Here is a 9631-nt window from a genome sequence, read left to right on the forward strand (position 1 = left end):
AGGGAAGCCAATGTCGTCCAAGCCGCTGTACGTGATGCTGTGCTCAGGCGAGCACGAGAAGATTCAGCTGGCCGCCATGGTGGCCTCGGTGGCCGCCGTCTCCGACCGGCCGGTCGAGGTGTTCGTCACCATGAACGCCGTCCTGGCCTTCGAGCGGGGCAAGAGCCCGGCCGAGCGCTATCAGGGAGGCCACTTCCACGAGATGTTCAAGACCCAGAACGTCCCCGACGCCATCGAGCTGTTCGGTCAGGGCAAGATGCTGGGCGAGATGAAGATGTGGGTGTGTTCCATGGTGCTCGATCTCAAGCACTGGGACCATGACAAGCACCTGACCGAGGATCTGTTCGACGGTCCCATGGGTCTTGCCAAGTTCCTCGCCGATTCCGAGGGCGGCGAACTCATCACCATCTGACCTCACCTTTCTGGAAGGAAGAACATCATGGCCGAACGCCAGAAGATCGACGCCCGCGGCGCCTTTTGCCCCGGGCCGCTGATGGAGCTGATCGCCGCCCTCAAGCTGGCGTCCATCGGCGACGAGGTGGATGTGTGGTCGTCCGACAAGGGATCGGCCTCGGATATTCCCGCCTGGTGCGCCAAGGTCGGCCATTCCGTGGTCGAGGCCTCCGAGCATGACGGGTACTGGAGTGTCGTGGTGCGTAAGGCCAAATAGGCGTACAATACCCGATAGCCGACGCCAAAATGGTGCGGAAAGTGCCGCGAAGACGGCATAGGGGAAATATATATACATCAATACTCTCGTAGGGAGGGAGTTCATGTCGAAGACGATTCTGATCGTCGGCGGGGGGCTTGCGGGCACCATCGTCGCCAATGGCATCTGTCGCCAGATGGGAGCCGAGCTGCGCTCCGGCGCGCTCAACATCACCATGCTGGGCACCAGCGAGACCCATATGTACCAGCCGGGCCTGCTGTACATTCCGTTCGGCCGCATGCGCGAGGCGGAGCTGTTCCGCGACCAGCGCAAGGTGCTGGACAAGCGGGTCAACTTCTTCGTCGATCCGGCCAAGGCCATCGACGTGGAGAAGAACCAGGTCACCACCGAGGCCGGCCGCACCTTCAAGTATGACTACATGGTGCTGGCCACCGGCTCGCGCATCATGCCGCAGACCATTCCCGGCATGAAGGAGGGCGGCCACTGGTTCTACGACCTGGACGGTGCCCGCAAGCTGCGCACTGCCCTGAACGAGTTCAAGGGCGGCAAGATCGTCATCAACGTCAACGCCCCCCACAAATGCCCGGTGGCGCCGCTGGAAGTGGCGTTCATGCTGCACGACTACCTCAAGGCCAAGGGCCTGTGGGACAAGGCCGAGCTGACCTACACCTACCCCATCGGCCGGCTGCACGCGCTGGAGCCCGTCGCCCACTGGGCCAAGCCGGAATTCGAGAAGCTGGGCATCAAGTACGAGACCTTCTTCAATACCGAAAGCGTCGATCCCCAGGCCAAGACCATCAAGTCCATGGAAGGCAGCGAACTGCCCTACGACCTGCTGATCACCATTCCGCCCCACCAGGGCGCCCAGGTGATCGACGATTCCGGCCTGGGCAAGGGCGGTTGGGTGCCGACCAACACCAAGACCCTGCACCGCGAGGGCTCGGCCAACGTCTTCGTGGTGGGCGACACCACCAACATTCCCATCTCCAAGGCCGGCTCCACCGCCCATTTCGAGGCCGACGTCACCATCGACAACCTGGTGTCGCTGTGTCAGGAGAACACCTTCGCCCGTGAATACGACGGCAAGGTGTTCTGCTTCGTCGAGACCGGGCTGGGCAGCGGCACCTATGTGTGGTTCAACTACACCACGCCGCCCAATCCCGGGCCGCCGTCGCAGATGATCCACTGGTTCAAGCTGGCCTACAACCGGCTGTACTGGCTGTCGGCCCGCGGCCTGCTCTAGGAGGGGCGCCATGAACGAGATCCCCAAGATCGAGGTCGATTCCTCCGTCAGCGAAATGGCCCGTCTGGCCCAGGGCGTGCGCGACGCCCTGTCCGATTCCATGGTCGAGCGCCTGACCAGCACCGCCGGCAACGCGCTGGAGGTGGTGGACAAGCTCAACGAGCCCGACGTCAAGGACGGGCTGATCGCCCTGCTCGACGCCGTCGGCACCCTGCAGCGCACCGGCGCGCTGCAGACGGTGATCGACGCCCTGTTCATGCTGCACGCCATGCGTTCGGCGGCCACCGATTCCATGGTGGACCGCGCCTTCTCCTTCATCGAGCACATGGCCAACAACTTAGGGACCGAGGACCTCGCCACCCTGGCTCACGAGGCCAAGGGCGCCATGGAGGACGCCATCGATTCCTGCAACATCCCGGGCGGCGGCGGGGGCCTGTTCGGCACCATGCGCATGCTGTCCCAGAAGGAGACGCAGGAAGCGCTGCGCTTCATGCTGTCCTTCTCATGCTCGCTGAAAAAGCGCGCCATCTACCTGGCCAAGAGCCCGCAGGTCTGAGCGGAGGCCGAGGCGACATCCATGGGGCGGGGCCGGAAACGGCTCCGCCCGGTTTTTTGGCCTGTAGCCCTCGCCCTTCTGGTGCTATATGGCCCGCAGCACTTTTCGTCAGGCAAGGGGAGACGCCGCCATGACCACTCGACGCAAGCTGATCGCCGGTAACTGGAAGATGAACGGGCTGAAGGCCGACGGCATCGCCCTGGCCAAGGGGATCGCCGACAAGCTGGCCTCGGCTTCTCCCGATTGCGACCTGCTGGTCTGTCCGCCCTTCACCCTGATCGCTCCGGTGGCCGACGCCGTGGCCGGCTCCAGGCTGGCGGTGGGCGGCCAGGATTGCCATGCCAAGACCTCGGGCGCCCATACCGGCGACACCTCGCCCGCCATGCTGGCCGATCTGGGCTGCAAATACGCCATCGTCGGCCATTCCGAGCGCCGCACCGACCACGCCGAGACCGATTCGGTGGTCAAGGCCAAGGCCGCCGCCGCCCTGGCCGCCGGGCTGGTGGCCATCGTCTGCATCGGCGAGACCCTGGCCCAGCGCGATGCCGGGCAGACCATCGAGGTCAACCGCTCGCAGATCAATGGCTCGCTGCCCGAGGGCGCCAATGCCGCCAACACTGTCATCGCCTACGAGCCGGTGTGGGCCATCGGCACCGGCCGGGTCGCCACCCCCGCCCAGGCGCAGGAAGTGCATGCTGCTATCCGCGCCGAGCTGGTCAAGCTGATCGGCGCCGCCGAGGCCGGCAAGATGCGTATTCTCTACGGCGGCTCCATGAAGCCCGACAACGCCAGGGAATTGCTGGCCCTGCCCGATGTGGACGGCGGCCTGATCGGCGGCGCGGCGCTCAAGGTGGCGGATTTCTGGGCCATCGCCGAAAGCTGCTGACCCCTCATTTGTCATCCCGACGCCCCTGGGCGGAGGGATCTCCGCCTGGGCTGCTGGTGCCGGATTGGCAAAGCCGCGTCTGGATGAGATCCCTCGGCTTGGCCCGCGATGACATGCTCTGTGTGCGAAAGCTGAGGATAAGAGGCGCGGGGCAGGAACTTTGCACTAGCCTTCCTGCCTCTCCGGGGCTAAAAACGCCTGCAACAATTCCTTCGCGCCCGAGGCCGGTTCCGTATGGGACCCGGTCGCGGGCGGCCAATTTTCCGGTGGCTTATCCATGGACGTCTTCCCGATCATCCTCGTCATTCATCTGATCCTCGCCGTATCGCTGGTGGGTGTGATCCTGCTGCAGCGTAGCGAAGGCGGGGCGCTCGGCATCGGTGGCGGCAGCGGCGGTGGATTGATGAGTGGCCGCGCGGCGGGCAACCTGCTGACCCGGACCACCGCCATCCTGGCGACGTCGTTCTTCGTCACCAGCCTGGCGCTGGCCCTGCTGGCCAATTCGCGCACCGGCGGCGGTTCGCCGTTCGACAAGCTGAACGACGCTTCGGCCGTTCCCGCCGCTCCGGCGGCGCCGGCCGAGCCGGCCGCTCCCAGCGCGCCGCTGTCGCGCTAGGCCAAGCGGACCGGGATTTATAGGGGGCGTCGCCGCCCGGCCAAGGGGCGGGGACGGCGTTTGGGGAAACGAAAAGCGAGGGCGAAAGTCCGATGACCCGTTTCATCTTCATCACCGGCGGTGTGGTTTCCTCGCTTGGCAAGGGCTTGGCCTCGGCGGCGCTGGGGGCGCTGCTCCAGGCGCGCGGCTTCAAGGTGCGCCTGCGCAAGCTCGACCCTTACCTCAACGTCGATCCGGGCACCATGAGCCCCTATCAGCACGGCGAGGTCTACGTCACCGACGACGGGGCCGAGACCGACCTGGACCTGGGCCATTACGAGCGCTTCACCGGCGTGCCGTCGCGCAAGAGCGACAACATCACCACCGGGCGTATCTATTCCAACGTCATCGCCAAGGAGCGGCGCGGCGATTATCTGGGCGCCACCGTCCAGGTGATTCCGCACGTCACCGACGCCATCAAGGAATTCGTGAAGAGCGATCTCACGGACGAGGATTTCTGCCTGTGCGAGATCGGCGGCACGGTGGGTGACATCGAAAGCCTGCCCTTCCTGGAGGCCATCCGCCAGCTGGGCAACGAGCTGGGCCGGGCGCGCACCATGTTCGTCCACCTGACCCTGGTGCCCTACATCCCCTCGGCCGGCGAGCTGAAGACCAAGCCGACCCAGCATTCGGTCAAGGAGCTGCTGTCGGTGGGTATCCAGCCCGACATGCTGATGTGCCGCTGCGACCGCGAGATCCCCGAGGGCGACCGCCGCAAGATCGCGCTGTTCTGCAACGTGGCGCCCGATGCCGTCATTCCGGCGCTGGACGTGGACACCATCTATCAGGTGCCGATCTCCTACCACGAGCAGGGCATGGATGCCGTGGTCTGCCGCCATTTCGGCCTGAACGCCCCCATGCCGGACCTCAAGCGCTGGTCGACCATCGTCGACCGCATTCGCCAGCCCGAGGGCGAGGTCACCATCGCCATCGTCGGCAAGTACATCAGCCTGCTGGACAGCTACAAGTCCCTGGCCGAGGCGTTGCACCACGGCGGTATCGCCAACAACGTCAAGGTCAACCTGGCCTGGATCGACAGCCAGATCTTCGAGCAGGGTGACGTGGTCCAGCATCTGGAACCCTGCGACGGCATCCTGGTGCCCGGCGGCTTCGGCGAACGCGGCGCCTTCGGCAAGGTCGAGGCGGTGCGCTTCGCCCGCGAGCGCAAGGTGCCCTATTTCGGCATCTGTTTCGGCATGCAGATGGCGGTGATCGAGGCGGCCCGCAACATGGCCGGCATTCCCCTGGCCAGCTCCACCGAGTTCGGCTCGTGCGAATCCCCGGTGGTCGGCCTGATGACCGAGTGGGTGCGCGGCAATTCCACCGAAAAGCGGGAAATGGGCGGCGATCTGGGCGGTTCCATGCGGCTCGGCGCCTATGAGTGCCGCCTGAAGCAGGAATCCCGCGTGCGAGAGATTTACGGCGCCGAGCGCATCAGCGAGCGTCATCGCCACCGCTACGAGGTCAACCTGGACTACAAGGACGCGCTTGAGAAGACCGGCCTGTCGTTCTCGGGCATGTCGCCCGATGGCGTGCTGCCCGAGATCGTCGAGATCCCCGACCACCCCTGGTTCGTCGGCGTCCAATTCCATCCGGAACTCAAGTCCAAGCCCTTCGATCCGCACCCGCTGTTCACCAGCTTCATCGCGGCGGCGGTTCGCCAGTCGCGCCTCGTTTAACTCGCGTCTCGTCTAAAGGCTTTCGCCATGACCCAGACCCGCCATCATGTTGCCGTCAATGACGATGTCATTCTCGGCAACGACCTGCCTTTGGTGCTGATCGCCGGGCCGTGCCAGATGGAAAGCCGGGAGCATGCCCTGGAATGCGCCGAGGCGCTGAAGGTCATGGCGGCCGAGGCGGGCATCGCCCTGATCTACAAATCGTCCTTCGACAAGGCCAACCGCACCTCGCTGGCCGGCCGGCGCGGAATCGGGCTGGACAAGGCCATTCCCATCTTCGCCGAGATCAAGGCCAGGCTGGGCCTGCCGGTGCTGACCGACGTCCATACCGAGGAACAGTGCACCATCGCCGCCAGGGTGGCCGACGTACTGCAGATTCCCGCCTTCCTGTGCCGCCAGACCGACCTGCTGGTCGCCGCCGGGCGCTCCGGCGCGGTGATCAACGTCAAGAAGGGGCAGTTCCTGGCGCCCTGGGACATGGCCAACGTGGCCGCCAAGATCGAAAGCACCGGCAATTCGCGCATCCTGCTGACCGAGCGCGGCGCCAGCTTCGGCTACAACACCCTGGTCACCGACATGCGCGGCCTGCCGATCATGGCCAAGACCGGCTGGCCGGTGATCATGGACGCCACCCACGCCGTTCAGGCGCCGGGCGGCCAGGGCAATTCATCGGGCGGCGACCGCCGCTTCGCTCCCGTCCTGGCGCGGGCCGCCGTTGCCATCGGCATCGCCGGATTGTTCGTGGAATGCCATCCCGATCCCGATCATGCGCCGTCCGACGGCCCCAACATGATCGCCATGAAGGATATGCCGGCGCTGATCGAGGTGCTGATGAAGCTCGACGCCACCGCCAAGTCGTATCCCGTTTCCATAGACTGATCCCAGTCGTTCCAGGGGAGAGTACCGATGACCGCCATTATCGATATCCATGGCCGCGAGATTCTCGACTCGCGCGGCAATCCCACCGTCGAGGTCGACGTGGTGCTGGAAACCGGCGTGATCGGCCGCGCGGCCGTTCCGTCGGGGGCTTCCACCGGCGTTCACGAGGCGTGCGAGCTGCGCGACGGCGACAAGAAGCGCTATCTCGGCAAGGGCGTGCAGAAGGCCTGCGAGTCGGTCAACGGGGAGATCTACGACGCCCTGTCGGGCATGGATGCCGAGGACCAGATCCTGCTCGACAAGACTATGATCGACCTGGACGGCACCGCCAACAAGGCCCGCCTGGGCGCCAACGCCATCCTGGGCGTCTCGCTGGCCGCCGCCAAGGCCGCCGCCGAGGAATCCGGCCTGCCGCTCTACCGCTATGTGGGCGGCGCCTTCGCCTCCACCCTGCCGGTGCCCATGATGAACATCATCAATGGCGGGGCGCACGCCGACAACCCCATCGACATCCAGGAATTCATGATCATGCCGGTGGGCGCCTCGTCGTGCTCCGAGGCGATCCGCATGGGCGCCGAGGTGTTCCACGCCCTGAAGAAGACCCTGAAGGACGCCGGCCACAACACCAATGTGGGCGACGAGGGCGGCTTCGCACCGAATCTGAAGAGCGCCGAGATGGCGTTGGATTTCATCATGAAGTCCATCGAGACCGCCGGCTACAAGCCGGGCGACGACATCATGCTGGCGCTCGACTGCGCCTCCTCCGAATTCTTCAAGGGCGGCAAGTACGTCATGGAAGGCGCCAAGAAGACCTTCGACCAGAAGGGCCTGGTCAAGTTCTACGCCAAGCTGGTGGCCAACTACCCGATCATCTCCATCGAGGACGGCTGCGCCGAGGACGACCTGGAAGGCTGGGAACTGCTGACCGACGCCCTGGGCGCCAAGGTCCAGCTGGTGGGCGACGACCTGTTCGTCACCAATCCCGAGCGCCTGTCCATGGGCATCGACAAGGGCCTGGCCAATTCCATCCTGGTCAAGGTCAACCAGATCGGCACCCTGTCCGAGACCCTGGAAGCCGTCGACATGGCTCACAAGGCCGGCTACACCGCCGTGATGAGCCACCGCTCGGGCGAGACCGAGGATTCGACCATCGCCGATCTGGCCGTCGCCACCAATTGCGGCCAGATCAAGACCGGCTCGCTGTCGCGCTCCGACCGCATCGCCAAGTACAACCAGCTGATCCGTATCGAGGAACTGCTGGGCACCGCCGCCCGCTACGCCGGCGCGACCATCATGAAGCGGTAGGCTTTCGTTTCAAGGACGAAGCGGAAAGGGGGCCTTCGGGCCCCCTTTTTATGTCAGGCCTCGACCGTCCGGCTGACGCTGCGGCCGCGTACCGGGGTGTGGCTGATGCGCGGCCCGCGGGTGAAGGCGGCCCTGGTCACCAGCAGGGCCTTGATGCCCCAGCCGGACACCGCCGCCAGCAGGCCGCCCAGGGCGGCCAGGGGGGCGGGGACGACCAGCGCCATGCCGATCAAAGCCAACCCGGCCAGCTGGGCGGCCCTCAGGCCGCGGGCGGTGGGGGAGGCCAGGCAATCCAGGGTTCCGGCCGGCGCCTTGCTTGCGACCAATCCCCGGCGATAGGCCCACCAGGCTCCCTCGCGGGCCAGGCCGGCGGCCAGGGCGACGGCGATCAATGCGGGCGAGGCCTCGCCCAGCACCAGGACGGCGCCGCTGCCCTCGGCCAGGCCGGTGGCGATGATCAGGGGGACGATCTCGGGCTGCTTCCAGGCGGGAATGCCGCGCGCCGCCTTGAGGATACGGGCCTGGCAGTAGAGGAAGCCCGCCGCCAGCACCAGGATGGCCGGCAGCAGCGCCTGATGGCCGAACACCACGTACCCGGCCACCGCCGCCGCCAGGGGCGCGGCGATGATGCCCTCGCGGGTCATCCACGAGGTCTGGGGGTGGAAGAAGACGTTGAGCGCCCGCCACGGCTTGCCGATCTCCAGCCAGACCAGGGACAGCCCGGCCATGACGAAGCCGATTCCGGCGGCCAGGGGGATGGTGGCGTCGCTTCCGGCCAGGGCCGCCGCCGCCGCGACCAGCAGCAGCCCGGTGCCGGTGCCGCCGCCGATGAAATTGCCCGCCGCCCGCAGGTCCCAGAAGCCTTGACGCTTGGCCGTCGCGATCTGTCTCATAGCGCACCCTTGTCCCAGAGATAATAGAAGCCCGGCCCGGTTCCCTCGTCCTCGTGCATGCGGAACCACTGGTTCTCGGCCACCAGACGCGACACGGCGCTGTCCGGGTCCTCGATGTCGCCGAAGCGCAGCGCGCCCGACAGGCAGGAATTGACGCAGGCCGGCGTCGCCTCGGGGTCGACGCCCGGCACCTTGCCCGCCTTGACGCCGACGTCGATGCGGTCGACGCAGAAGGTGCACTTGGTGGCGACGCCGATCTTGGCCGGGTCGAAGCGGGCCTGCTCGGAGGCCACCGCCGCGCGGCCATAGGCGAAGTCGGCTTCGTCCACCTTGTAGCGGGCCTCGTAGGGGCACGAGATGGCGCAATAGCCGCAGCCGATGCACAGGTCGTAGTCGATGGTGACGATGCCGTCCTTGCGCTTGCCGGTGGCGGTGGAGGGGCAGACCTCCATGCAGGGCGGTTCGTCGCAATGCTGGCAACCGGTGGGGACGAAGACGCGGCTGACCTCGGGGTATTCCCCGGCCTCCAGATCGAGGACGCGGCGCCACTGCACGCCGGGCGGGGTGCCGTTGGTTTCCTTGCAGGCGGCGGTGCAGGTCTGGCAGCCGACGCAGCGGCGCAGGTCGGCGATCATCACATAGCGGGTCATCGGGACTCTCCCGGCAGGATGCGTTCGGCCCCGGCATAGAGGACGTGGCTGTTGTTGCGCGCGAAGCCCACCAGGGTGAGGTTCAGCGCCTCGGCCATGCGGATGGCCAGCACGGTGGGGGCGCTGATGGCCGCCAGGATGCCGATGCCGGCGGCGGCGGCCTTCTGCACCATCTCGTAGCTGGCGCGGCTGGTGACCACCACGGCACCGGCGGC

At 66.3% G+C, this 9631-nt stretch carries 12 protein-coding genes; 9 read left to right on the forward strand and 3 right to left on the reverse strand.

Features of this window, described 5'->3' with window-relative positions:
* Nucleotides 1-10 precede the first annotated feature (10 nt).
* From H261_RS16075 to eno, 9 genes are all read left to right on the forward strand, one after another.
* Nucleotides 11-412, forward strand: coding sequence for a hypothetical protein (locus H261_RS16075; RefSeq protein ID WP_008619535.1), 402 nt, complete (start codon nt 11-13; stop codon nt 410-412).
* Nucleotides 413-439: 27 nt separating this feature from the next.
* The gene (locus H261_RS16080) at nt 440-670 is read left to right on the forward strand and encodes a sulfurtransferase TusA family protein (RefSeq protein WP_008619536.1); all 231 of its coding nucleotides are present in this window, start codon (nt 440-442) and stop codon (nt 668-670) included.
* Between the two features lie 103 nt (nt 671-773).
* A complete protein-coding gene (locus tag H261_RS16085; RefSeq protein WP_008619537.1) occupies nt 774-1913 on the forward strand; it encodes an NAD(P)/FAD-dependent oxidoreductase in 1140 nt (379 codons plus the stop codon).
* A 10-nt stretch (nt 1914-1923) separates the two neighbouring features.
* Entirely contained in the window at nt 1924-2469 is a 546-nt protein-coding gene (locus tag H261_RS16090; protein WP_008619538.1) for a DUF1641 domain-containing protein, read from the forward strand.
* A gap of 130 nt (nt 2470-2599) precedes the next feature.
* Nucleotides 2600-3355, forward strand: coding sequence for a triose-phosphate isomerase (gene tpiA, locus H261_RS16095; RefSeq protein ID WP_008619539.1), 756 nt, complete (start codon nt 2600-2602; stop codon nt 3353-3355).
* Between the two features lie 277 nt (nt 3356-3632).
* Complete coding sequence (secG, locus tag H261_RS16100) at nt 3633-3971, forward strand: preprotein translocase subunit SecG (protein WP_008619540.1); 339 nt, start codon at nt 3633-3635, stop codon at nt 3969-3971.
* Nucleotides 3972-4063: 92 nt separating this feature from the next.
* Nucleotides 4064-5689 (forward strand): CTP synthase, encoded by a 1626-nt coding sequence (locus H261_RS16105; RefSeq protein WP_008619544.1) that lies wholly within the window; start codon nt 4064-4066, stop codon nt 5687-5689.
* A 27-nt stretch (nt 5690-5716) separates the two neighbouring features.
* Entirely contained in the window at nt 5717-6568 is an 852-nt protein-coding gene (kdsA, locus tag H261_RS16110) for a 3-deoxy-8-phosphooctulonate synthase (RefSeq protein WP_008619546.1), read from the forward strand.
* A 27-nt stretch (nt 6569-6595) separates the two neighbouring features.
* The gene (gene eno, locus H261_RS16115; protein WP_008619548.1) at nt 6596-7873 is read left to right on the forward strand and encodes a phosphopyruvate hydratase; all 1278 of its coding nucleotides are present in this window, start codon (nt 6596-6598) and stop codon (nt 7871-7873) included.
* 53 nt (nt 7874-7926) lie between these two features.
* Here eno and nrfD read toward each other — a convergent pair whose 3' ends face one another.
* The 3 genes from nrfD to H261_RS16130 all read right to left on the reverse strand — a co-directional run.
* Complete coding sequence (gene nrfD, locus H261_RS16120; protein ID WP_008619549.1) at nt 7927-8766, reverse strand: NrfD/PsrC family molybdoenzyme membrane anchor subunit; 840 nt, start codon at nt 8764-8766, stop codon at nt 7927-7929.
* Nucleotides 8763-9416, reverse strand: coding sequence for a 4Fe-4S dicluster domain-containing protein (locus H261_RS16125; protein ID WP_008619551.1), 654 nt, complete (start codon nt 9414-9416; stop codon nt 8763-8765). Before H261_RS16125 ends, nrfD begins: the two co-directional genes overlap by 4 nt.
* On the reverse strand, nt 9413-9631 hold a 219-nt coding region (locus H261_RS16130; protein WP_008619553.1), incomplete at its 5' end, for a formate dehydrogenase accessory sulfurtransferase FdhD. The genes H261_RS16130 and H261_RS16125, both read right to left, overlap by 4 nt.

It is taken from the genome of Paramagnetospirillum caucaseum, assembly GCF_000342045.1.
Lineage (GTDB): Bacteria > Pseudomonadota > Alphaproteobacteria > Rhodospirillales > Magnetospirillaceae > Phaeospirillum > Phaeospirillum caucaseum.

Coding starts and splice junctions, on each gene's coding strand:
- H261_RS16075 (WP_008619535.1), top strand. CDS start 11: ATGTCGTCCAAGCCGCTGTACGTGATGCTGTGCTCAGGCGAGCACGAG.
- H261_RS16080 (WP_008619536.1), top strand. CDS start 440: ATGGCCGAACGCCAGAAGATCGACGCCCGCGGCGCCTTTTGCCCCGGG.
- H261_RS16085 (WP_008619537.1), top strand. CDS start 774: ATGTCGAAGACGATTCTGATCGTCGGCGGGGGGCTTGCGGGCACCATC.
- H261_RS16090 (WP_008619538.1), top strand. CDS start 1,924: ATGAACGAGATCCCCAAGATCGAGGTCGATTCCTCCGTCAGCGAAATG.
- tpiA (WP_008619539.1), top strand. CDS start 2,600: ATGACCACTCGACGCAAGCTGATCGCCGGTAACTGGAAGATGAACGGG.
- secG (WP_008619540.1), top strand. CDS start 3,633: ATGGACGTCTTCCCGATCATCCTCGTCATTCATCTGATCCTCGCCGTA.
- H261_RS16105 (WP_008619544.1), top strand. CDS start 4,064: ATGACCCGTTTCATCTTCATCACCGGCGGTGTGGTTTCCTCGCTTGGC.
- kdsA (WP_008619546.1), top strand. CDS start 5,717: ATGACCCAGACCCGCCATCATGTTGCCGTCAATGACGATGTCATTCTC.
- eno (WP_008619548.1), top strand. CDS start 6,596: ATGACCGCCATTATCGATATCCATGGCCGCGAGATTCTCGACTCGCGC.
- nrfD (WP_008619549.1), bottom strand. CDS start 8,766: ATGAGACAGATCGCGACGGCCAAGCGTCAAGGCTTCTGGGACCTGCGG.
- H261_RS16125 (WP_008619551.1), bottom strand. CDS start 9,416: ATGACCCGCTATGTGATGATCGCCGACCTGCGCCGCTGCGTCGGCTGC.